This is a genomic window from uncultured Croceicoccus sp. (assembly GCF_947496385.1).
Classification (GTDB): Bacteria; Pseudomonadota; Alphaproteobacteria; order Sphingomonadales; family Sphingomonadaceae; genus Croceicoccus.
The window spans coordinates 123,774-146,366 of sequence record NZ_CANMCP010000004.1 but is presented as its reverse complement, the minus strand read 5'-3'; the positions used below and the strand labels follow the sequence as shown (position 1 = coordinate 146,366).

Genomic DNA, 22,593 nt, shown 5'->3' with positions numbered 1-22,593 from the left:
CGTGGCGGCCAGTTGTGAATAAGCGACGCGGCAGGCCATCATGCGGCCGCCGCGCTGTCCTCCGGCTTGTCCCGTATTAGCAGCGAGCGGGCGAGCAGCAAAACCACGCCGCCTGTAATCGCCGCATCGGCAAGGTTGAAAATGGCAAAGGGGCGAAACGTGCCGAAGTGCAGATCGGCATAATCGACCACGAAGGTAAAGCGCAGTCGGTCGATGATATTACCGACCGCCCCGCCGAGCACGAGCGCCAGCGCGACAATATCGCCGAACCGCTTTTCCCGCAGCATCCAGATCAGCACGCCCAGCGCGATCAACCCGGTCATCCCGAACAGCAGGATCCGGCTCTCCAGGCTGTCGGCGGTCAGGAAACCATAGGATATGCCGCGATTTTCGGCATAGCGCAGGTCGAAGAACGACACGATGTCGATCACCCCGCGTTCGCGCAGCCGCATCGGGCCAAGCAGCCAGAGCTTCACCAGCTGATCGACGAGCGCGATCCCGGCTGCGATGGCAAGGCCGGTGGTCCGGTGGCGCCAGACAGACTGCACAGGCGCCTGCGTCACGCGGCATCCTCCGTATCGCCGACCACGTCGTCACAGCGCGCGCAAAGGTCGCCGTCTTCCGCCATATCGGGAAGATGGCGCCAGCAACGGCCGCACTTGGCCATGTCGGTGGGCGTGATCTGCACAGCGTCGTCCTGCCCGCGTTCCACTGTCGCGGTGATGAACAATTCGGCAAGATCGCCATCGTCAAATCCGGCGGGCACCGCATCGGCGGGCACGCGGACCTCTGCGGCGAGGCTGGATCGGATGGTCTTTTCCCGGCGGAGCGGTTCGATCGCCTCGTTCACGTCCTCGCGCAATTCACGCAACGCGGCCCAGCGTTCGCACAGCGCGGCATCGTCCCATGCCGGATCGATTCCGGGCCATTCGAGCAGATGCACGCTGTCCTCGTCGGGGAAGCGGGTCTGCCACACCTCCTCCGCCGTGAAGACCAGCACCGGCGCGGCATAGCGCACCAGCGCGTGGAACAGCATGTCCAGCACGGTGCGATAGGCGCGGCGGCGCGTATCGGTCGGCGCGTCGCAATACAGGCTGTCCTTGCGAATATCGAAGAAGAACGCGGAGAGATCCTCGTTACAGAAATCGACGAGCGCCCGGTTGTAATCGTTGAACTCGAAATCATCGACCGCCCGGCGCATTTTCGCATCCAGCTTCGCCAACAGCGCGAGAACGTATCGTTCCAGCTCCGGCAATTCGGACACGGGCAGCGCCTCTTCCTCCGCATAATCGGACAACGCGCCGAGCAGGTAGCGGAACGTGTTGCGCAGGCGGCGATACTGATCCCCGACACCCTTCAGGATTTCGGGACCGATGCGGTGATCCTCGGTATAATCGACCGAAAGCGCCCACAGGCGGATGATGTCGGCGCCGTAATCGCGCATCAGGTCGAGCGGGCTGATCGTGTTGCCCTTCGACTTGGACATTTTTTCGCCCTTGCCATCCATGGTAAAGCCATGGGTCAGCACCGCGTCATAGGGCGCACGGCCCCGCGTGCCGCAGCTTTCGAGCAGGGACGACTGGAACCAGCCACGATGCTGGTCGCTCCCCTCCAGATAGAGATCGGCGGGCCAGGTGAGATCCGGCCATTTGCCCGATTCCAGGACGAAGGAATGGGTGCACCCGCTGTCGAACCACACGTCGAGAATATCGGCAACCCGCTCGTAATCGTCGAGATCGTAATCGGGACCGAGCAGGGCGGCTGCGTTTTCCTCGTCCCAGCCATCGACGCCGTTTTCGCGAATGGCCGCCACGATACGTGCGTTGACGGCCGGATCGACGAGATATTCGCCGGTTTCGCGATTCACGAACAGCGTGATCGGCACGCCCCATGCGCGTTGACGCGACAGCACCCAGTCAGGCCGGTTGGCCACCATCGAACCGATACGGTTACGACCCTTGGCCGGAACGAACCGGGTGTCGTCCAATGCGGTCAGAGCGGTCGCGCGCAGCGTGGTGCCGTCGGCGCGCTCCCTGTCCATCGGCACGAACCATTGCGGCGTGCAACGATAGATGATCTTCGCTTTCGAGCGCCAGCTATGCGGGTAGGAATGTTCGTAGCTTCCGACCGAAAGAAGGGCACCGGCATCGCGCAAATCCGAACAGATCGGGCCGTCGGGGGCGTTGAACTTCGGATTGATGACCGATGCGCTGCGTTCGTCCGTGCGCGGCAGCCAGAGCCAGTCCTCGCGATAGCGGCCATCGGCCTCGACCACGAATTTCGGATTGATGCCATAGGCCTTGCACAGCTCGAAATCGTCCTCGCCATGGTCGGGCGACATGTGGACGAGGCCGGTGCCGGAATCCATTGTGACGAAATCGCCGGGCAGCATCGGACGCGGCTCGGCATAGAACCCGCCGAGATGGTACATGGGGTGGCGAACCTTGGTGCCGGCGAGCGTTTCCGATGTCAGCCATTCGTCCGGCTTGGCTTCACCGACCGTCTTATCAAGCCAATCGACAATAACGCTTTCTTCGATGCCAAGCGCCTTCGCCATGTGACTGTAGAGACGTCGTCCGAAAACGTAGCGCTTACCCTCGTGAGGAAATGCCACATATTCGCTGTCGGGATCGAACGCCAAAGCCTGGTTCACCGGAATCGTCCAGGGCGTCGTCGTCCAGATCACCGCATGCGCACCGACGAGCTCCGCAACCGGCGATTCCACGATCTCGAACGCCACGTCGATCTGCGTCGAGGTGATGTCCTCATACTCCACCTCCGCCTCGGCGAGCGCGGTCTTTTCAACCGGCGACCACATCACCGGCTTCGCGCCGCGGTACAATTGCCCCGATTCGGCGAATTTCAGCAGCTCGGTGACGATCGTCGCCTCGGCCTCGTAATCCATGGTGAGATAGGGCTTGTCCCAATCCGCCATCGTGCCCAGCCGTTTCAGCTGATCGCGCTGCACATCGACCCAGTGTTGCGCATAGGCGCGGCATTCGGCGCGGAATTCCTTGCGCGGAACGTCGTCCTTGTTCTTCTTCTTCTTGCGATACTGCTCTTCGACCTTCCACTCGATCGGGAGCCCGTGACAGTCCCAGCCCGGCACATAGGGCGCGTCCTTGCCCAGCAGTGTCTGCGTGCGCACGACCATGTCCTTCAACACATGGTTCAGCGCATGGCCGATATGCATGTCCCCATTCGCATAGGGCGGGCCGTCGTGCAGGATGAATTTTTCCCGCCCGCGCCGCGCATCGCGCAACGTGTCGTAGAGATTCGCATCCTGCCACCCGGCCAGAATGCCCGGCTCCTTTTGTGGAAGGCCGGCCTTCATGGGGAAATCGGTCTTCGGCAGGAACACCGTGTCTTTATAGTCGCGCTTTTCGGTCATCGTCCGGCGCGTTAAACCGAAATGGCGCGCGGATAAAGCCGGTTCGACGTCGCGCCCCGCTTCACCCGTTCAACAAGGCGCGCGCCCGGTCGCAATCCTTTGCCATTTGCGCGACCAACGCGTCGAGATCGTCGAACTTCGCCTCCGGCCGGAGAAAATGGTGAAAGGCGACCTCGATCTCCTTACCATAGAGGTCTTCGGCGAAATCGAAGAAAAAAGGCTCGAGCAGTTCCTTCGGCGGGTCGAAGCTGGGGCGGATGCCGACATTGGCCGCCCCCTGCAAAACGCGCCCGTCGGGTAGCCGCCCGGTCACCGCGTAAATGCCGTATCGCGGACGCAAATATTGTCCGAGGTCGAGATTGGCGGTGGGATAGCCGATGGTGCGCCCGACCTTGTCCCCGTGCCGCACCGTGCCGCGCACGGCGAACGGACGGGTGAGCAGCCGGGCGGCGAGCCGGGGATCGCCGGCAGTCAAAGCCTCGCGGATACGGCTCGACGATACGATCTGTTCGCCATTCGTAACGGGTTCGACCGTGATCGCGTCCATGCCCACTGTGGCGCCCAACGTGCGCAGCGCCGCGACATCGCCGCGCCTCCCCCTGCCGAAGGTGAAATCGCTTCCCGTCACGACGCATCGGGCGGCGAGGCGGCTGGCGAGGAGGTTGGCCACGAAATCCTCGGCCGTGGTGGTGGCCAGCGCCCGGTCGAACGCGAACACCACCATCGCATCGGCGCCGAGCGCGGCGAAAAGCTCTTCCCGCTGATCCAGCGTGGTCAGGCGGAAGGGCGGCGTGTCGGGCTTAAAATAGCGGACCGGGTGCGGATCGAAGGTGGCGACGATCGCCGGGCGACCATTTGCGCGCGCGTCGGCGATGGCGGTGCCGATCACGGCCTGGTGGCCCGAATGCACCCCATCGAAATTGCCGAGCGCCATCGTCGCGCCGGCAAGCGCGTCGGGCATCGGTTCACGGGCGTCGAGGCGGATCATCGCGCGTCTGTGCAGGAACGGGGCGAGCCGCTCAACCCCGGCGTTTCAGCGTGACGAAGCTGTAGGCCGGGCGTTTTCCCTCGGCCGCGTGATCCTCCCGCGCGGTTTCCTCCCATACGGCGGGATCGGGCGCGGCCATGTGCGTATTGCCGGCAAAATCGGCATGCACTTCGGTGAGTTCGATCCGGCGCGCGCGGGGCATGACCTGCGCGAACACGTCTGCTCCGCCGATTACCGCGATGCGCGCGGCATTGGCGCGGTGGATCGCGGCGTCGAGATCGTGGACCACCTCCACATCGTCGTCCTCCGCCTGCCAGCCGTCCTGACGGGTGAGCACGATATGCCGCCGGCCGGGCAATATGCCGGGCAGCGAATCGAAAGTCGTGCGCCCCATGATCATCGGCGATCCCATGGTCAGCCGCTTGAACCGGGCGAGATCCGCCGGGATATGCCACGGCAGGCGATTGTCGATGCCGATCACCCCGTTGTCGGCCCGCGCAGCCACGAGAAAAAGCTCCGGCCCGGTCACGCCGCCGCATCCAGGATCAGCCGCGTCACATGGCCCATCTTGCGTCCCTCCCGCACATCCTTGCCATAAAGATGCAGGTGATTCGCAGGGTCGGCCAGCACCCCGGCCCAGCCATTGGCCTGTTCGCCGATGAGGTTGTCCATCACCACGCCCGGCACGATCGTCGCCGTATCGCCCAGCGGCAGGCCGCAGATCGCGCGGATGTGATTTTCGAACTGGCTCGTGCGCGCGCCTTCGATGGTCCAGTGGCCGGAATTGTGCACGCGCGGCGCCATTTCGTTGAACACCGGCCCCTGCGCCGTCGCGAAGAATTCGAGCGTGAGCACGCCGATATAGCCCAGCGCCTCCGCCACCTTTGCCGACAATTCGCGCGCCGCCGGCACCTGCGCGGCGATGTCCGGGCGGGCCGGCACGGTGGAGCGCGCGAGGACGCCGCTGCTATGCTCGTTCTCGGCGCTGTCCCAGTACCGGATCTCCCCATCCATCCCGCGCACGAGGATGACGGAGAATTCGGCGAGGAAATCGACGAAACCTTCGTAGATGAGCGGCGTATCGGCGGGCAGGTCCGCATCCTCCGCATCGCGGGGCGACATGATGCGCCACTGCCCCTTGCCGTCATAGCCGTCGCGGCGGGTCTTCACGATGCCGGGCGTGCCGATCCGTTCGATCGCGCGGGTGAAATCCGCCTCGTCGTCCACGGCCATGAAGGGGGCGGGCGTTCCGCCCAGATCGGCCACGAAACGCTTCTCCGCCAAGCGGTCCTGCGCGATTTCGAGCGCACGGATCGGCGCGCGCAAGGGTGCACCCTCCACCGCGGCCAGCGGACCGACCGGCACGTTCTCGAATTCATAGGTCACGACGTCGCACGCGTTCATGAAGCGAGCGAGCGCGTCCTCATCCTCGAACGGGGCAGGCGTGAACGCGGCGCAGGTTTCGGCCGCCACGCACGGATCGTCCGGCGCGAAGACGTGACAGCGATAGCCAAGCTGCGCCGCCGCGACGCCCATCATCCGACCAAGCTGCCCACCGCCCAGCATGCCGATCGTCGCGCCCGGCGCGATGGCCACGCGCTTATCCGGCATCGGTCGGACGCTCCGCGACGGCATCGCTCTGCATCTGGCGCCAGGCTTTGAGCCGATCGCCAAGATACGCATCGCCAAGCGACAGGATCGAGGCGGCGAGAAGCCCTGCGTTCTTCGCGCCGGCTTCGCCGATGGCGAGCGTGCCGACGGGGACGCCGCCGGGCATCTGCACGATGGAGAGAAGCGAATCCTGCCCCGACAGCGCGCGCGACTGCACCGGCACGCCCAGCACGGGGAGATGCGTCATCGATGCGATCATGCCCGGAAGATGCGCCGCCCCGCCCGCGCCCGCGATGATGACCTTGATCCCTGCATCGGCGGCGCCCTTCGCGAAATCGAACATGCGTTCGGGCGTGCGATGTGCCGACACGATGCGCACGTCGGTATCCACCGCGAGATCGTGCAGCACGTCCGCGGCATGTTTCATCGTCGGCCAGTCGGACTGGCTGCCCATCACGATTGCCACCGGTGCCGCCATTGCCCCTGCCTCAGCCGTCGGAGAGAAAGTAGCGTTCGCCCGACACCCGCCCGTTTTCCACCGGGTAGACAAGCGGCTTTCCGGTCGGAATTTCGAGGCCGGTGATCTCGTCGTCGGGAATGCCCGACAATTCCTTGACCAGCGCGCGCAGGCTGTTGCCGTGGGCGGAGATGATGACGGTTTCGCCCGCCTCCATCACCGGCACGATCGCCTCGCGGTAATAGGGGACGACGCGCTCGATCGTGTCCTTAAGGCTTTCGGCGTCGGGCACGGGGATGTTGGCATAGCGATCGTCGGCGGACAGGTCGAACAGCCCGCCGCGCGCCATCGGCGGGGGCGGGGTGTCGAAACTGCGGCGCCAGAGATGCACCTGTTCCTCGCCGTGCTTCTCCGCCGTTTCCTTTTTATCCAGCCCGGTCAGCCCGCCATAATGGCGTTCGTTGAGGCGCCAGTCCTTCGTTTCCGGGATCCACAGCCGCCCCGCCGCCTGCAGCGCGATGTGAAGCGTGCGGATCGCGCGCGTCTGAAACGAGGTGAAGGCGACGGTCGGACGCATGTCCTTCGCCATCATCAGCTCGCCCGCGGCCTTGGCCTCCGCCTCGCCCTTGTCGGTGAGGTCCACGTCCCACCATCCGGTGAAACGGTTCTCGAGGTTCCACTGCGACTGGCCGTGACGGACGAGGATCAGGCTGGACAAGGCTACCGGTGCTCCTGAAAAAATTCGTTGCACCCGTGGCCCTAGCGAGCCGGGCGCGGTTTGAAAAGTGCGCCCGGCGCTTATCGCGCTCAATCCATGAAGATCAGCGCGGGATGTTCGAGCAGGCGCTTCATCTTCTGCACGAACAGGGCGGCCTCATATCCGTCGATGATGCGGTGATCGAAGCCGCAGGACACATTCATGATCTTGCGCACCGACATGAAGCTGCCGTCGACCACGGGCCGGTCGACCAGCTTGTTCGGGCCGATGATCGCGACCTCGGGCCGGTTGATGATCGGCGTGGTGGTAATGCCGCCCAGCGGGCCGAGCGAGGTGATGGTGATGGTGGAACCCGACAGCTCCTCCCGCCCGGCGGTGCCGTCGCGCGCGGCGGTGGAAAGGCGCGCGATTTCGTCCGCGCTTTCCCACACGGTCAGCGTTTCGGCATTGCGCACGACCGGCACCATCAACCCGTTGGGGGTCGCCGTCGCGATGCCGACATGCACCGCGCCGAATTGCTGCAACATGCCGTTCGCATCGTCGAAATGCGCGTTCACCTGCGGAAAATCGGGCAGCACGCGGACGAGCGCGCGGACAAAGAACGGCAGGATGGTCAGCTTGGGCTGCCCCTCGTCGCGGTCCTCGTTCATCGCGGCGCGCAGCTTTTCCAGCTCGGTAAGGTCGAATTCCTCGACATAGGTGATGTGCGGGATGTTGCGCTTCGCCTCCGCCATGCGGTCGGCGATCTTGCGGCGCAGGCCGATGATCTTCTTTTCCTCGACCGCGTCGCGCACGGTATAGCGGCTGTCGCCCCCGCTGCCGAGATAGGCCTCGATATCCTCTGGGGTGACGCGCCCGTTGCGGCCCGTGCCCGGCACCTTGGCCAGGTCGAGCCCGAGCTTTGCCGCGCGGCGGCGCGTGGCCGGGGCGGCAAGGGCGAAGTTCGGCTTTCCGCTGGAACTCGTCGGAGCGGGCGTTACCTTGGCACGGGGCGCGGGCGTTGGTGCCGGGGCGGGGGCCGGGTTGGGCTTCGGCGCGTCGGCCGGGGCTTTGGGCGAAGGTTCGGGAGCCGGGTCGCCCGCCTGGGGCACGTGGTCGCCGTCCTCCTCGCCGCTGTCCTCGCGATCGCTGTCCTTGCAATCGCTGCCACCGTCCGCCGGTTCCGATGCGGCCTCGGCCGGGGCGTCGTCGCCGGCATTGCCGGCGCCCTCGATCTCCATCTCGACCAGCACGCTGCCGACCGCCTTCATCTCGCCGACCTCGCCATTGATGGCGATGATCCTGCCGCCGACCGGCGTTGTCATGTCGACCGTCGCCTTGTCGGTCATCACGTCGCACAGCGGGTCGTCCTCGGCGATCTCGTCACCGGGCTTCACGTGCCATTCGACGATCTCGGCCTCGGCCACGCCTTCGCCAATGTCGGGCAGGCGGAACTTGTAACGACCCATCAGCGATACTCCACGGCGGATTTCAAGGCTTCGGACAGGCGCACCGGTCCGGGGAAATAATCCCATTCGAAGGCATGGGGATAGGGCATGTCGTATCCGCACACCCGCGCGATCGGCGCGCGCAGATAGTCAAAGCAGCGTTCCTGCACCAGCGCGGACAATTCGCCCCCGAACCCGGCATAACGCGACGCTTCGTGCAGGATGATGCAGCGGCCGGTTTTCCGCACCGATGCCGTGATCGCATCGATGTCGAGCGGGACGATGGAGCGCAGGTCGATCAGCTCCGCATCCACGCCCGAATCGGCGATGCCCGCCTCCGCCACATGGACCATGGTGCCATAGGCCAGCACGGTCGCCTCGGTCCCTTCGCGCACGATCGACGCCCGGCCCAATGGCACGTCGTAATGCCCCTCCGGCACGTCGGCGCCGACGTGGTCGGAATTGGCCCAGGTCTTCAATTCCTCGTCCGGGCGGCCGTAGAACGGACCGTTATACAGGCGCTTCGGCTCCAGGAACACGACCGGATCGTCGCATTCGATGGAGGAGATGAGCAACCCCTTCGCATCATAGGGGTTCGACGGGATCACGACTTTCAGGCCCGTCACATGGGCAAAGATCGCCTCGGGCGACTGGCTGTGCGTCTGCCCGCCGAAAATGCCGCCGCCATAGGGGGTGCGCACGGTGATCGGCGCCCAGAATTCGCCGTTGGAGCGGTAGCGCAGCCGCGCCGCCTCGCTCACCAGCTGGTCATAGGCGGGCAGGATGTAATCGGCGAACTGGATTTCCGGCACCGGGCGCAGGCCATAGGCGCCCATGCCGATCGCCGCGCCGATGATGCCGCCCTCGGTCAGTGGCGCGTCGAAGCAGCGTTGCAGCCCGTGCTTTTCCTGCAATTTCTCGGTGACGCGGAACACGCCGCCGAAATAGCCGACATCCTCACCAAAGACGAGGACGTCCTCGTCGCGGCTCATCGTGACATCCAGCGCGGAATTGAGCGCCTGGATCATGTTCATGCGTTTGCTAGCCATGGTCAGCCTTTCTTTCCATCGAGGCCGCGCCGGTGCAGCAATTCGCGCTTCTGTTCCTTGAGGCGCCAGTCCATTTCCTCGAACACATCCTCGAACATTTCGTCGATGGGCGGCTTCGACTGTCCCAGCGTGCCGATCTTTTCGGCTTCCTTGACCGCGACGCGGACCTTTTCCTTCAATTCCTCGACGAGGGCCGCATGGCGGTCCTCGTCCCATTCGCCCAGGCCGATGAGGTGGTCCTTCAACCGTTCGACCGGATCGCCCAGCGGCCATTTCGACGCTTCGTCCTTGGGCCGGTATTTCGTCGGATCGTCGGAGGTGGAATGCCCCTCCGCCCGGTAGGTGTAGAATTCGATCAGCGTCGGGCCATTGTTGGTCCGCGCGCGTTCGGCGGCCCATTGCGTCGCGCCCCACACGGCGAGGAAATCATTGCCGTCCACCTTCAGCCCCGGCATGCCATAGGCCAGCGCCTTGGCCGCGAACGGCGTCTGTTCCGCCTGCGCAAACCCGGCGAAGCTGGAAATCGCCCATTGGTTGTTGGTGATGCACAGGATCGTCGGCGCCTTGAACACGCCGGCAAAGGTCATCGCCTCGTGGAAATCGCCCTCCGCCGTGGTGCCGTCGCCGACATAGCCCAATGAGATATTGCGCCCGCCCTTGTACGCCGACGCCATGCCCCAACCCACCGCATGGGCGAAACGCACGCCCAGATTGCCCGAAATCGAGTAGAAATCGTAATCGCGCGCCGACATCAAAATGGGCAATTGCTTACCCGCGAGCGGATCCTCCGCATTGGAGAAGATCTGGTTGCACAAGGTGGTCAGCGGATAGTTGCGCGCATGCAGCCAGGCGAGCGCACGATAGGTCGGGAAAAACATGTCCCCCTTGTCCAGCGCCAGCGATTGGGCGGCGGAAATCGCCTCCTCGCCCGTGCTCTTCATGTAAAAGCTGGTCTTGCCCTGCCGGTGCGCGCGGAACAGCCGATCGTCGAACACGCGGGTCAGCATCATCGCGCGCAACCCCTTGATCAAGGTGTCGGCGCCCAGCATCGGGTTCCACGGTCCCACCGCATTGCCATCGTCATCCAATACGCGGATCAGCTTGTAGGGAAGATCGCGCATCTCCTTTTCCGTCTCGGCGCTGTCGGGACGGCGCACCGCGCCCGGCTCGCCCCTGTCGACATGCTCGAAACTGACCTCCTCGCCGGGGCGCGCGGGCGGTTCCGGGATATAGAGGCTGAGCGGGGGAAGGTTGGATCTGGACAGGTTCGAATCGGGCAAAATCGGCATCCTTGCGGCTATGTGCGCGCGCCCGCCCGGTGCGGGCCGCGGGGCGCGTGCTTTGCGAAAAAATTACACGGCAATCTGCGGTATATCTTTCCTTTCTTTGCCCCATAATCGCATCGCAGAGGAATTCTATCCCAATAAGGGACGCCAAACATCAATCGCATTGCGCTGCAGCGCAACATGATGCAAGGCGCGCGCCATTATGGATGAGACTGACTGGAAAATATTGCGAACGCTGCAGGCCGACCCCGACCTGTCCATCAATGCCCTGTCCGAACACGTCGGGCTGTCGCACACGCCGTGCTGGCGGCGGTTGAAGCGCATGGAAGAGGACGGCGTCATTCGCGGACGCAGCCTCCTCCTCAACGAGCGCAAGCTCGGGCTGGGCGTCGATGTGTTTGCCAATATACGGTTGTCGCGGCATGATTCAGAAACGCTCGACGCGTTCGAAAGTGCCGTGCAGAGCCTGCCCAATATCGTCGAATGCTTTCTGGTCGGCGGGGAAAGCGATTACGTTCTGCGCGTGATTACCGGCTCGATCGAGGAATATGAACGATATCTCAAGAAGACGCTGGTTCATCTGCCGGGGGTTTCGTCGGTAAATTCCAGCTTTGCGATGCGGCGGGTTAAACTGACCAGCCGGCTTCCTATTTGAGGCGCCAACCCCGTCGTCTCGCACTCGTGTGAGCGAACACCAAAACGTCTCGCACCCTTGCGAGCGGACACCAGATACAAGGTTTGACACCATGACCGACCAAGACCGGAACGACCCCGTCGTCATCGCCAGCTATGCCCGCACGCCGATGGGCGGATTGCAGGGCAGCCTCGGCGGGATGAAGGCAACCGACCTCGGCGCCGCGGCGGTGCGTGCCGCCGTCGAACGCGCCGGGATCTCGGGCGAAAACGTCGATCAGGTCATCATGGGCTGCGTCCTGCCCGCCGGGCTGGGACAGGCGCCCGCGCGGCAGGCGGCGATCCATGCGGGTCTCGGCACCCATGTCCCCGCGAGCACGGTCAACAAGATGTGCGGCTCGGGGATGCAGACCGCGATCATGGCGCATGATGCGCTGCTGGCCGGGACCGGGCAGGTCATCGTCGCCGGCGGGATGGAGAGCATGACGGGCGCGCCCTATATCCTGCCCAAGCATCGCGGGGGCGCGCGCGTCGGCCATGACGTGGTGAAGGATTCCATGTTCCTCGACGGGCTGGAGGATGCGTATGACACCGGCCGGCTGATGGGCACCTTTGCCGAAGATGCCGCCGAAAAATACCAGTTCACGCGCGAGGCGCAGGACGAATACGCGATTTCCTCGCTCACCCGCGCGAAAAAGGCGTGCGAGGATGGTTCGTTCGACCGAGAAATCACCCCCGTCACGGTGAAGACGCGCAAGGGCGAAACCGTCGTCGAAACCGACGAGCAACCGTTCAAGGCGGACATTTCCCGCATTTCCAAGCTCAAGGCCGCGTTCCGCGACGGCGGCACGGTGACGGCGGCCAATGCCTCCTCCATTTCCGACGGTGCGGCGGCGCTCGTGATGACGCGGGCCAGCACGGCCGAGGCGATGGGCATGACGCAGGTCGCGCGCGTCGTCGGCCATGCCAGCCATGCGCACGAACCGGAATCGTTCACGACTGCGCCTGTTCACGCCACGCGCAAGCTGATGGAGACAATCGGCTGGAGCGTGGACGATGTCGATCTGTTCGAGGTGAACGAGGCCTTTGCCGTGGTCGCGCTGATCGCGGAGAAGGAGCTGGGCATTGCGCGGGAGAAGCTGAACGTGAACGGCGGCGCCTGCGCGCTGGGCCATCCGATCGGCGCATCGGGCACGCGCATTATCGCGACCCTGCTCGGCGCGTTGCAGAACCGCGGGCTGAAGCGCGGCGTCGCCAGCATCTGCATCGGCGGCGGCGAGGCAACCGCCATGGCGTTCGAGATGTTGTGAACGCAATCGAGCCGCAGGACTACGATGCGATAGTGCTGGGCGGCGGGGCGGCGGGGCTGATGTGCGCCGCCTTCGCCGGGCAGCGCGGCCGGCGCGTCGCGGTGATCGAGCATGGCGACCGGGTGGGGAAGAAAATCCTTATCTCCGGCGGTGGGCGGTGCAATTTCACCAACATCCATACCGCGCCCGACCGTTATATTTCGTCCAACCCGCATTTCGCGAAAAGCGCGCTGTCGCGCTATACCGCCGCCGATTTTCTCGCGCTGGTCGAAAGCCACGGGATCGCCTGGCATGAAAAGACGCTGGGCCAGCTGTTCTGCGATGGTTCGGCACAGCAGATCGTGGATCTTCTCCTCGCCGAATGTGCGAAGGCGGGCGCGGCCGGCGGCGTGGTCGACGTGCATTGCGGCGAGCCGGTATCGGGCGTGTCGCATGCCGATGCGCGCTTCACGGTGGCGACCGGGGGCGGCGCATTCCGCGCATCGTCGCTGGTGATCGCGACGGGCGGGCCATCGATTCCGAAGCTCGGCGCGAGCGGTTTCGCCTATGACCTTGCGCGGCAATTCGGGATAAAGATCGTGGAGCCGCGCCCGGCGCTGGTGCCGCTCACGCTCGGCGGGGAACAGGTGCTGTTCCGGGAATTGTCGGGCGTTTCGACCGAGGTGTCGGCGGTTGCGGGCAAGGCGCGCTTTCGCGAGGCGGCGCTCTTTACCCATCGCGGCCTGTCCGGGCCGGCGATCCTGCAGGTGTCGTCGTACTGGCGGCACGGCGATACGGTCGGCGTCGATTTCCTGCCCGATGCGGAGGCGGAGTGGCTCCTTGCGGCCAAGCGGGGGCATCCGCGTGCGACGCTGCGCACGATGCTGCGCGAACATCTGCCCGCGCGGCTGGCCGACACGCTGGCCGACCGGATCGACGCGCCGCGCGAGCTGGGCAACATGCCGGACAAGGCGCTTGCCGGTGCGGAGGCGCGGCTGCGCGACTGGCGCTTTGCCCCCAACGGGACCGAGGGTTTTGCGAAGGCGGAGGTGACGGTGGGCGGCATCGCCTGCGGCGAACTATCGTCAAAAACCATGGAATCGCGCCGCGTTCCGGGCCTCTATGCGATCGGCGAGGCGGTGGACGTCACAGGCTGGCTCGGCGGGTATAATTTCCAATGGGCCTGGGCCAGCGGCATGGCCGCGGCGCAGGCGGTGTAGAACGAATTTCGATCCTCGCGCCAGCACCTTTTGCAGTAACGGGTTGTTAGCTTTTGCCCTGCCAATGTCCCGTCATGGTAAACAAAGCTCTTTACCCGGGTGATCTGGCCTCCGTTGCGGATATCCAGGCCCTCGCCGACGAATATCGCAAGGCGGCCTCCAGCCTTCGGCCAGAGGGAAAGAAGGGGAAGCCCATTTCCTTTGCGCCCATGCGGCTGCTCGCGATTCAGGCGATCGAACTCTATCTGAACGCGCTCCTGCTGAGTGGCGGGCACAGCCCGGCGGATGTACGAGGCACGCAGCATGACCTCGCCATGAAAAAGGAGCTGGCCACGCAATGCGGGCTGGTGCTGCGGGCCAAGACTGCCGCGCATTTGTGCGACCTTATGACGAGGCGGGAATATCTGGTTTCGCGGTACGGGCCGGAACTGGCGTCGTCCGTTTCGCAGATCAACCGCCTTCACGCGACACTGGATGAAGTCGGAGACAAGATTTCGAAGATCATCCGCCTTAAAAATTGCGCCGCTGTGCCATGAGGGGGGTGCTCTTGCGGCCGAGCCATACGCCCGCCCCCTTTGGCAAGGCCGTGCCGGCCATGTGGTGATGGTCGATCCCCGGCGTGCCTTTGCAATGTGTCCTAGCGTCCGGTAGGATGCGGCCCATGACTGATGAAAGAAGCACAAACGAGCCCGAAGGCAGGCGCAAGACATCGTCACCGGCCTCTTCGGAACGCGATCCGGTCGAGATGTTCCTGAAAGCGCGCATCAACGGCGAGCTTGTTCTCATCGCGTTTGCCGTGGGTGTCATGCTTTTCGCCACCGGCATCATGATCGGTGGCGCCGTGGGCAAGCTGGGCTTCTGACCTCCGGCTAGGTCAACTCCCCGACCAGCTCGGCGATGCGGTCGAGCCGTTCCATCTCGTCCTCGATCCGCTCGGCAAGGATGAGGCGGTCGTCCTTTTGCTTCAGCCCCGCCGCCTTCGCATCGCCATCGAATCCCTCCCGCGGGGTGAGTGCGATGGCAGCAGGACCGGCGTCGATGCGCGCAATGGCGGCGGCGCGGGCCTCCACCCGGATACGCGCCACCGCGATCAACGTCGCCGCCGCGTCGGGCAGCGCGCCGAACCGGTCCTCCAGCTCCGCGACAAACGCATCCAGCCCGATCGTGTCGGCGATCCGCGCCAGCCGGGCATAGAGCGTCACGCGGATCTCCTCGTCCGGGATCCATTCCGCGGGCAGGCGCCCCTCCACGCCGAGATTGAGTTCCGGCGCCCAGCGTTCGACGACCTCGCCGCGCGCGGTGCGCAAGGCCGATTCGAGCAGGAATTGATAGAGGTCGATCCCGATCAGCTTCATGTGCCCGGCCTGCGCCTCGCCCAGAAGGTCGCCCGCCCCGCGCATGTCGAGATCGCGGGCCGAAATGGCGAACCCGGCGCCCAGCCTGTCGAACGCTTCCAGCGTGCGGAGCCGTTTCAATGTCGCGGGCGCGATCTCGGCATCGGGATCGGTCAACAGCATGACATTGCCCCGCCGGCTGGCCCGCCCGACCCGGCCGCGAAGCTGGTGCAATTGCGACAGGCCGAAACGGTCGGCGCGCCAGATGATCATCGTGTTGGCGCGCGGCACGTCCAGCCCGGCCTCGATGATATTGGTGGCGAGCAGCACGTCGCCCTCGCCGCGGGCAAAGCCGACCATGGCCTCGTCGATGGCGCTGGCCTTCATCCTGCCATGCGCGGTGACGACGGACAATTCGGGGACCAGCCGTTCCAGCTTTGCCGAGAGCGGTTCCATGTCCTCGATCCGGGGCACCACGACGAAGCTTTGCCCGCCGCGCGCCTTTTCGCGGAGCAATGCGCTGCGCACCCGTTCGCCGTCGAAGGCGCCGACGGCGGTGCGGATCGGCTGCCGCCGGGCGGGCGGCGTCGCGATGACCGACAATTGCTGTAGCCCGACGAGCGCGGTCTGCAGCGTGCGAGGAATGGGCGTCGCCGACAGCGAAAGCGCGTGGCCCGCGCTCAATGCGCGCAGGGCGTTTTTATCCTTCGTGCCGAAACGCTGCTCCTCGTCGATGATGACAAGCGCGAGATCGGCATAGGTGACGCCTTTGCCTGCGACCGCGCCGGTGCCGACGACGATGGAAATGCGGCCGTCCTGCACCCCTTGTTTGACCGCTTTTTTCTCCGCGGCGGTGGACAGGCGGGACAATCCGGCGACCTCGATTCCGGTGCCGGCGAAACGGGCGCGAAATTCCTCCAGATGCTGCCGCGCGAGCACCGTCGTCGGCGCGGCGATGGCGACCTGTTTTCCCGACAGGGCGGCGATGGCCGCGGCGCGCAGGGCAACCTCGGTCTTGCCATAGCCCACATCGCCGACGACGAGCCGGTCCATCGGCTTCCCGCTGGCGAGATCGTCGCGCACGGCTTCGATCGCGCGGGCCTGATCCGGCGTTTCGGTAAAGGGGAAACCGGCGGAAAAGCGTTCGTATGCGTCGGGATCGGGGTCGAGCACCGGCGCATTCGCATTTTCGCGCGCCTTGGCCATGTCGATGAGTGTGCGGGCGCTGTCGGCGATGGCGCGGTCGATTTCGGCGCGGCGTTTGAGCCAGCTCGACCCGTCGAGCCGGTCCAGCGTGACGGCATCCGCCTCCGCCCCGTAACGCCAGACGAGATCGGCCTCGTCCACCGGGACGAGCCGCGTATTGTCATCGGCATAGGTCAGCGCAATGGCATCGCCAGACGCACCCTCGATCCCCTCCATGGCGCGCAATCCGGCGACCTGCGCGAGGCCATGGTCCTCGTGCACCACGACATCGCCGACGCGAATCTCCCCGAAATCGAAAACCTCGCGATGGGACGGGGTGGCGGCATCCTGCCCCCGGTCGGCCCGGCTGCCGAGGAGGTCGGCGGCGGCGACCGCGGCGATGCCGTCGCGCATGAAGCCGCGGTCGGCCGGCGCGGGGAGCGCGAGAACCGCGCCCGGCTCCGCATCGAGTACGGCGGTCCAGCCCTGCGCCTCGCCAATCTTGCCGAGCGCCCTGGCCGCGCGGCGGCGGAGGAAGCGCAGGTCGCGCGCGCTGCCCAGAAGGACGATACGGTCCCCCGCCTTGCGCCGTTCGCTTACAAACTTGTCAAAGGCGGCCTGCGTGCGCTTCGCCTCGACGAAACGCGGCGGCGGTTCGCCGTGGCGGGCGATGGCCTGCGTCGCGCGCCGGTCGAGCGCGGCGGCCCACTCCTCTTCCCCCGTCACGATCCGCAGCGCGCGGGCCGAACGCCGGCTCGCCGCATCCTCGGCCAGTGCGAGGAACCGCCGCCGCCTTTCGTCCGCCCCCTCGGCCAGGATGACGGGCGCATCGGGCAGGTGGGCAAGCAGCGGCACCAGATCGCCATCGCCCTCCGGTTCGGCGGCGCGGCCGATTTCGCATGTGTCGCAATCCTCGATCGTGCGTTGGTCGCCGGCGTCATAGACATGGATCGCCGCAACCGTGCCGTCCTTCGCCTCGATCCGCAGGGGATGCGCCGCGTCGGCGGGAAACACGTCGAGTACCTGCCCGCGCAGCGCGACCTCGCCCGGCTCGTCGACGCGTTCGTCGTGGAAATAGCCGATCGCCTGCAATCGCTGCGCCAGCGCGTCGAGATCGAGCGTTTCGCCCACCTCCACCGCGGGCGGCATCGCGCCATAGGCACCGGGCGCGGGATAGGCGCGGGCGAGCGCCTCGCCCGTGGTCACCAGCGCGATGGCCGGGCGATCCTTGCGGCCAAGCGCGGCATGCACCGCGCGCAGGGCCGACACCCGCTGTCCCACATTGGCGGGGGAGGCAGGGGCATCGTCGCCGGGCAATGCATCGCTGGACGGGACGAAGGCGACCAGCGCATCGGGCATCAGCGCATCGAGGCACGCGGCAATGGCGCGGGCGCGCGGTTCGTCGCGCGCGGCCATGAAGACATCGCCCTCCACCAAGCGTTCGGCGAGCATGGCGGCGGTTTCGCAAAGGCCGAAATCGCGGGCGGGGTCGGGGGCGGGCACGTCGGCGGTCAGGCGCGCGGCGGCGGTTTTCGTGTCGGGCCCAGCATCGGGCATGAAGGCAATTCTTTCACCATGGCAATGCCGCCAAGAACGGGCGCATGGGGCGTGCGTTCCCGTCCGGCCGCGCATGCTTCGCGATTGGCGCGGGCCGGGTTTGCTGGCATGGCGGCGGGAATGGACGAATTTGCGACATCAGCACGGCGGGACGATACAGGGGGACCGTTGCGGTGAGGCCGCTGCTCGGCTGGATCGGGCGGCGGGCGCTGCTTTACCTGGGGCTGGTGATCGCCATCGGGTTTGCAAGCTTCGTGCTGCCCACGCTGATCCGCGAATGGAACGGCGGGGGCGAGGCGGAGGCGAATGCCACCGCGCTCGAAAGCAGCATCGCGGAGGTGGATGCGATGCGGACCGAGGCGCAGGCACGGCTGAACCGCGACGCAGCCCGGTTCGGCGATTACGGGGCGCAAAGGCTGGCGCAAAAGATCGCCACGCGGCGCGCCGCGCTTGCCGAGGCGGAGGCCGCGCTGGGCGAGCCGGCGCTGCTCGACCGGGTGAACCCGTCTGCCATCGTGACCCGTAAGCGCGCGGAATTGCGCATCGCCGTGCTCCGGCAGGAAATCGCCGCGCTGCAATCGGCGCAGGACGCGGCGCGCGCCGGCGATCTGCGCGCCGCCGCCGCCGCGCGGGTGCGGGCCGCAGGGCCCATCCCGACCCGCGCCGCCGCCGCCGCGGCGCAGCGCCGGTGCAATGAGGCCCGCCGCGAACTGGCCGCGTTCGAAAGCGAGCCGTGGATCGAAGGGGCGGTGCGCGAACTGCTGCGCTCCGAACGCAGCACGCTGATCGTGCGGCGCGATGCACGGTGCGAAACCGCCCGCACGGCGCAGCGCAAGCGTGCCCTTTACGATGCGTGGCGCACGGCGGATGCGCGCTATGACGCGGCGCGCCAATGGTCCGCCGGGACGCTGGACGATGTGAGCGCCGATCTCGACGCGGCGCTCGCCGCCGAACGCAGCGCGGCGCAAAACTCCCTGCGCGCGCGGACCATGCGGCAGGCGGAACGCTGGCACGTGTTCGACATCCTGCGCGCGGCGGGCTGGGCGTTTCTGGCCGTGGTGCTGATGCCCTATGCGATCCGGCTCTTGTTCTGGTTCGTGCTTGCCCCGCTGGCGCAGCGGCGGGCCGCGATCCGGCTTCGCGTGCCGGGCGGGGCGGGGGCGACGATCCCGACCGCGCCGGAAAGTCGCGCGTCGGTTGCGGTTCGCCTGCGCGACGGGGAGCAATTGCTGGTGCGGCAGGATTACTTGCAGACAAGCTCCGGCATCGGGGCAAAGCGCACGCAATGGCTGCTCGATGCGCGCCATCCCTTGTCCAGCATCGCGGCGGGGATGACGTTCCTGACGCGCATCACCGGCGACGGGGAGGTGACGACCATTTCCGCCACGCGCGATCCGTTTGCCGAGATTGCCGTGCTGGACCTGCCCGAGGGCGGCTCCTGCGTGCTGCAACCGCGCGCGCTGGCCGCGGTGGCGCATCCGCGGGACCGGCCCACGCGGGTGACGAGCCATTGGCGCTTGTTCTCGCTCAATGCGTGGCTCACGCTGCAATTGCGCTATCTGGTGTTTCACGGGCCGGCCCGGCTGGCGATCAAGGGCGGGCGCGGGGTCCGCATCGAACGGGCCGAACACGGGCGCATCTTCGGACAGGACCAGCTTGTCGGGTTCAGCGCCGACCTCGCCTATTCCGTGACCCGGACGGAGACGTTCTGGCCCTATTTCCTCGGCCGCGAACAATTGTTGAAGGACAGGGTCGAGCGCGGGACAGGCATCCTCATCGTGGAAGAGGCACCCATGGCCGGACGGCGCGGAACCGGCGCGCGCGGCGGCCTCGAAGGGGCGTTCGACACCGCGTTGAAGGCGTTCGGCCTGTAGCGCGCCGACGCATGCGCAATTAACGCAAGCCAAAGCGCGTGGAATCGTGTATGGCCCGCCCATCGGCAGACGGGCCATCGCGCCCGGACGGTCCGCGCCACAGGCGCCGAACCGCTTTCAGGCCGACCATCATCCCCGGCCGAACCCGCATTGCGGCCCGGCCCGAATTGCGAGACTCATGATTTTTTCCCAACTCCCGCCGGTTCTCGGCGAAGCCCTTGCCGAACGCGGCTATGAACAACCCACCGCCGTGCAGGCCGCCGTGCTGGAACCCGAAGCGATAGGCCGCGACCTCATCGTGTCGGCGCAGACCGGTTCGGGCAAGACCGTCGCCTTTGGCATGGCCATGGCCGACCTGCTGATCGCCGACGACATGACCGTGTTCGGCACCGCGCCCGCCGCGCTCGTCATCGCGCCGACGCGCGAACTCGCCCTGCAGGTCAGCCGGGAGCTCATGTGGCTCTATGGCAAGGCAGGCTCGCGCATTGCCACCTGCGTCGGCGGCATGGACGCATCGAAGGAGCGCCGTAACCTTAGCCGCGGGGCGCAGATCGTCGTCGGCACGCCGGGCCGGCTGCGCGACCATCTCGAACGCGGCGCGCTCGACCTGTCGGAACTGAAGGCGGTCGTCCTCGACGAGGCGGACGAAATGCTCGACATGGGCTTCCGGGAGGATCTGGAAGAGATCCTCGACGCGACGCCCGAAGGTCGCCGCACGCTGCTGTTTTCCGCGACCATGCCGAAACCGATCGTGGCGCTCGCCCGCCGGTATCAGGACGATGCCCTGCGCATTTCCACCGTCGGCGACGATCGCGGCCATGGCGATATCGCGTATCAGGCGATGACCGTGTCGCCCGCCGATGTCGATGCCGCCGTGGTCAACCTGCTGCGCTTTCACGAGGCGGAAACGGCGATCCTGTTCTGCGCGACGCGCGACAATGTGCGCCGCCTGCACGCCACGCTGCAGGAGCGCGGATTTACCGCCGTTGCCCTGTCGGGCGAGCATTCGCAGAACGAACGCAACCATGCGTTGCAGGCGCTGCGCGATCGCCGTGCGCGCGTGTGCGTCGCCACCGATGTCGCCGCGCGCGGGATCGATCTGCCGACGCTGACGCTCGTCGTGCATGTCGAGATTCCGCGCGATGCCGAAACGCTTCAGCACCGCTCGGGCCGGACCGGCCGCGCGGGCAAGAAGGGCACCGCGGTCATCGTCGTGCCCTATCCCCGCCGCCGCCGCGTCGAATCCATGTTGCGCGGCGCCCGGATCGAGGCGGAGTGGATCGACGCCCCGACCCCCGACGACATTCGCAAGCAGGACCGCGAACGCCTGCTCTCCGCATTGATGGAACCGGTCGAATTCGACGACGAGGATCGCGCATTGGCGCAGCGCCTCATCGCCGAAAAATCGCCCGAGGATATTGCCGCCGCGCTGGTCCGCGCCCATCGCGCCGCCATGCCGCAGCCCGAGGAATTGATCCCCAACACGCCCGAGGCACGCAAGGCCGCGCAGAAGGAACGCCACCGCCCCGGATTCGAGGATGTCGTGTGGTTCCGGCTGGACATCGGGCGGCGTCAGAACGCGGATGCGCGCTGGATCCTGCCGCTTTTGTGCCGGCGCGGGCATATTACCAAGAACGAGGTCGGCGCGATTCGCATCGCCGGCAACGAAACCTTCGTGCAGGTGCCGACCGCGATCGCCGGCAAGTTCGAGGCATCGGTCGCGCGCACCGCGGGCACCGACGACGGCGGCGACGTGACCATCACCCGTTCGGACGAAGCCCCGCGCGAACAGGCGCGTGAAAACCGTCGCGGCGGTTTCGACCCGCGCGGCGGCGGCGATGACGGCGAACGCCGGGGCAAGCCGCGCCCGCCCTATGGCGGGAATGGCGGCAAGGGCCGGTTCGCGAAGGGTGGCCGCAAGTCGTTCGGCGACCGTGACGGCGGTCCCGGCAAACCCGGCGGTTTCAAGGGCAAGCCGAAGGGTAAACCCCACCGCAAGGGCGCACCCAAGGAGCAGTAATGCCCCCCATGGCGACCATCGGCGACATCGGCACCGGCCTCAGGATACTGGTCGATGCCGATGCCTGCCCGGTGAAGGAGGAGATCTACAAGGTCGCCTTTCGCCACGCGGTCCCCGTCGCCATCGTCAGCAACAGCCATTTTCGGGTGCCCGCGCATCCGCTCGTGCGGCAGGTGGTGGTGGACGATGGCTTCGATGCGGCGGACGACTGGATCGCGGCGCGGGTCGATAGCGATGCGCTGATCGTGACGACCGACATCCTGCTGGCCGACCGCGGGTTGAAGGCGGGCGGCACCGTCATCGCGCCCAATGGCAAGCCGTTCACCACCGCCTCGATCGGAAGCGCCATCGCCACGCGCGCGATCATGGCGAACCTGCGCGCCGGTATCGGTCAGGGCGGCGAACAGATCGGCGGACCGCCGCCGTTATGCAAATCGGACCGCTCGCAATTCCTTCAGGTGCTGGACCGCGAAATCGTGCGGCTGGGGCGGCAGGTGCGATCAACGCCGTCCTGACGGATGGTACAGCTTGTCACCTCGGCGCCCTTTCGGCAT

19 protein-coding genes are annotated in these 22,593 nt (G+C 66.3%); 8 read left to right on the top strand and 11 right to left on the bottom strand.

Translation table 11 applies throughout. The features are described 5' to 3' along the window. Nucleotides 1–38: 38 nt before the first annotated feature. From lspA to Q0897_RS08315, 10 genes are all read right to left on the bottom strand, one after another. On the bottom strand, nucleotides 39–563 hold the full coding sequence (gene lspA / locus Q0897_RS08360; protein ID WP_299308828.1) for a signal peptidase II: 525 nt from the start codon (nucleotides 561–563) through the stop codon (nucleotides 39–41). Then, nucleotides 560–3,391 carry an isoleucine--tRNA ligase gene (gene ileS, locus Q0897_RS08355; protein WP_299308827.1) on the bottom strand — a complete coding sequence of 944 codons (2,832 nt, stop codon included), beginning with the start codon at nucleotides 3,389–3,391 and terminating at the stop codon, nucleotides 560–562. The genes lspA and ileS overlap by 4 nt, the downstream gene beginning before the upstream one ends. 61 nt (nucleotides 3,392–3,452) lie before the next feature. Continuing rightward, nucleotides 3,453–4,379, bottom strand: a complete 927-nt coding sequence (locus Q0897_RS08350; RefSeq protein WP_299308825.1) for a bifunctional riboflavin kinase/FAD synthetase — start codon at nucleotides 4,377–4,379, stop codon at nucleotides 3,453–3,455. 31 nt (nucleotides 4,380–4,410) lie between these two features. After that, the gene (locus Q0897_RS08345) at nucleotides 4,411–4,908 is read right to left on the bottom strand and encodes a dihydrofolate reductase (protein WP_299308824.1); all 498 of its coding nucleotides are present in this window, start codon (nucleotides 4,906–4,908) and stop codon (nucleotides 4,411–4,413) included. Continuing rightward, the gene (locus Q0897_RS08340; RefSeq protein WP_299308823.1) at nucleotides 4,905–5,990 is read right to left on the bottom strand and encodes a 5-(carboxyamino)imidazole ribonucleotide synthase; all 1,086 of its coding nucleotides are present in this window, start codon (nucleotides 5,988–5,990) and stop codon (nucleotides 4,905–4,907) included. Before Q0897_RS08340 ends, Q0897_RS08345 begins: the two co-directional genes overlap by 4 nt. Beyond that, entirely contained in the window at nucleotides 5,980–6,468 is a 489-nt protein-coding gene (purE, locus tag Q0897_RS08335; protein WP_202087049.1) for a 5-(carboxyamino)imidazole ribonucleotide mutase, read from the bottom strand. Before purE ends, Q0897_RS08340 begins: the two co-directional genes overlap by 11 nt. A gap of 10 nt (nucleotides 6,469–6,478) precedes the next feature. Further along, nucleotides 6,479–7,165, bottom strand: coding sequence for a 2,3-diphosphoglycerate-dependent phosphoglycerate mutase (gene gpmA, locus Q0897_RS08330; protein ID WP_299308820.1), 687 nt, complete (start codon nucleotides 7,163–7,165; stop codon nucleotides 6,479–6,481). 89 nt (nucleotides 7,166–7,254) lie between these two features. After that, complete coding sequence (locus tag Q0897_RS08325; RefSeq protein WP_299308819.1) at nucleotides 7,255–8,613, bottom strand: dihydrolipoamide acetyltransferase family protein; 1,359 nt, start codon at nucleotides 8,611–8,613, stop codon at nucleotides 7,255–7,257. Next, complete coding sequence (locus tag Q0897_RS08320) at nucleotides 8,613–9,626, bottom strand: alpha-ketoacid dehydrogenase subunit beta (RefSeq protein WP_299309098.1); 1,014 nt, start codon at nucleotides 9,624–9,626, stop codon at nucleotides 8,613–8,615. The genes Q0897_RS08325 and Q0897_RS08320 overlap by 1 nt, the downstream gene beginning before the upstream one ends. A 17-nt stretch (nucleotides 9,627–9,643) precedes the next feature. Then, a complete protein-coding gene (locus tag Q0897_RS08315) occupies nucleotides 9,644–10,921 on the bottom strand; it encodes a thiamine pyrophosphate-dependent enzyme (RefSeq protein ID WP_299308818.1) in 1,278 nt (425 codons plus the stop codon). 208 nt (nucleotides 10,922–11,129) lie between these two features. Between Q0897_RS08315 and Q0897_RS08310 the strand changes: the two genes are divergently transcribed. From Q0897_RS08310 to Q0897_RS08290, 5 genes are all read left to right on the top strand, one after another. Further along, nucleotides 11,130–11,582, top strand: coding sequence for an Lrp/AsnC family transcriptional regulator (locus Q0897_RS08310; RefSeq protein WP_299308817.1), 453 nt, complete (start codon nucleotides 11,130–11,132; stop codon nucleotides 11,580–11,582). Nucleotides 11,583–11,673: 91 nt separating this feature from the next. Further along, complete coding sequence (locus tag Q0897_RS08305; RefSeq protein WP_299308816.1) at nucleotides 11,674–12,870, top strand: acetyl-CoA C-acyltransferase; 1,197 nt, start codon at nucleotides 11,674–11,676, stop codon at nucleotides 12,868–12,870. A 5-nt stretch (nucleotides 12,871–12,875) separates the two neighbouring features. After that, a complete protein-coding gene (locus tag Q0897_RS08300; RefSeq protein WP_299309097.1) occupies nucleotides 12,876–14,069 on the top strand; it encodes an NAD(P)/FAD-dependent oxidoreductase in 1,194 nt (397 codons plus the stop codon). A 209-nt stretch (nucleotides 14,070–14,278) separates the two neighbouring features. Beyond that, nucleotides 14,279–14,605, top strand: a complete 327-nt coding sequence (locus tag Q0897_RS08295; RefSeq protein ID WP_299308815.1) for a hypothetical protein — start codon at nucleotides 14,279–14,281, stop codon at nucleotides 14,603–14,605. 125 nt (nucleotides 14,606–14,730) lie between these two features. Beyond that, nucleotides 14,731–14,931, top strand: coding sequence for a hypothetical protein (locus Q0897_RS08290; protein WP_299308814.1), 201 nt, complete (start codon nucleotides 14,731–14,733; stop codon nucleotides 14,929–14,931). Nucleotides 14,932–14,938: 7 nt separating this feature from the next. On the opposite strand, the gene Q0897_RS08285 is transcribed toward Q0897_RS08290, so the two are convergent. After that, nucleotides 14,939–18,145: a helicase-related protein gene (locus Q0897_RS08285; RefSeq protein ID WP_366519914.1), complete on the bottom strand. Its 3,207-nt coding sequence runs from the start codon at nucleotides 18,143–18,145 to the stop codon at nucleotides 14,939–14,941. A 173-nt stretch (nucleotides 18,146–18,318) separates the two neighbouring features. On the opposite strand from Q0897_RS08285, the gene Q0897_RS08280 reads away from it, so the two are divergent. From Q0897_RS08280 to Q0897_RS08270, 3 genes are all read left to right on the top strand, one after another. After that, entirely contained in the window at nucleotides 18,319–20,019 is a 1,701-nt protein-coding gene (locus tag Q0897_RS08280; RefSeq protein WP_299308813.1) for a hypothetical protein, read from the top strand. A 178-nt stretch (nucleotides 20,020–20,197) separates the two neighbouring features. Next, nucleotides 20,198–22,039: a DEAD/DEAH box helicase gene (locus Q0897_RS08275; RefSeq protein WP_299308811.1), complete on the top strand. Its 1,842-nt coding sequence runs from the start codon at nucleotides 20,198–20,200 to the stop codon at nucleotides 22,037–22,039. Next, a complete protein-coding gene (locus tag Q0897_RS08270) occupies nucleotides 22,039–22,554 on the top strand; it encodes a YaiI/YqxD family protein (RefSeq protein WP_299308810.1) in 516 nt (171 codons plus the stop codon). Before Q0897_RS08275 ends, Q0897_RS08270 begins: the two co-directional genes overlap by 1 nt. Nucleotides 22,555–22,593 lie beyond the last annotated feature (39 nt).

Excerpts from the sequence above, each read along its gene's own strand:
- ileS (WP_299308827.1), bottom strand. The coding sequence starts at position 3,391 with ATGACCGAAAAGCGCGACTATAAAGACACGGTGTTCCTGCCGAAGACC.
- Q0897_RS08350 (WP_299308825.1), bottom strand. The coding sequence starts at position 4,379 with ATGATCCGCCTCGACGCCCGTGAACCGATGCCCGACGCGCTTGCCGGC.
- Q0897_RS08340 (WP_299308823.1), bottom strand. The coding sequence starts at position 5,990 with ATGCCGGATAAGCGCGTGGCCATCGCGCCGGGCGCGACGATCGGCATG.
- purE (WP_202087049.1), bottom strand. The coding sequence starts at position 6,468 with ATGGCGGCACCGGTGGCAATCGTGATGGGCAGCCAGTCCGACTGGCCG.
- Q0897_RS08325 (WP_299308819.1), bottom strand. The coding sequence starts at position 8,613 with ATGGGTCGTTACAAGTTCCGCCTGCCCGACATTGGCGAAGGCGTGGCC.
- Q0897_RS08320 (WP_299309098.1), bottom strand. The coding sequence starts at position 9,626 with ATGAACATGATCCAGGCGCTCAATTCCGCGCTGGATGTCACGATGAGC.
- Q0897_RS08310 (WP_299308817.1), top strand. The coding sequence starts at position 11,130 with ATGGATGAGACTGACTGGAAAATATTGCGAACGCTGCAGGCCGACCCC.
- Q0897_RS08305 (WP_299308816.1), top strand. The coding sequence starts at position 11,674 with ATGACCGACCAAGACCGGAACGACCCCGTCGTCATCGCCAGCTATGCC.
- Q0897_RS08295 (WP_299308815.1), top strand. The coding sequence starts at position 14,279 with ATGCGGCTGCTCGCGATTCAGGCGATCGAACTCTATCTGAACGCGCTC.
- Q0897_RS08290 (WP_299308814.1), top strand. The coding sequence starts at position 14,731 with ATGACTGATGAAAGAAGCACAAACGAGCCCGAAGGCAGGCGCAAGACA.
- Q0897_RS08285 (WP_366519914.1), bottom strand. The coding sequence starts at position 18,145 with ATGCCCGATGCTGGGCCCGACACGAAAACCGCCGCCGCGCGCCTGACC.
- Q0897_RS08275 (WP_299308811.1), top strand. The coding sequence starts at position 20,198 with ATGATTTTTTCCCAACTCCCGCCGGTTCTCGGCGAAGCCCTTGCCGAA.
- Q0897_RS08270 (WP_299308810.1), top strand. The coding sequence starts at position 22,039 with ATGCCCCCCATGGCGACCATCGGCGACATCGGCACCGGCCTCAGGATA.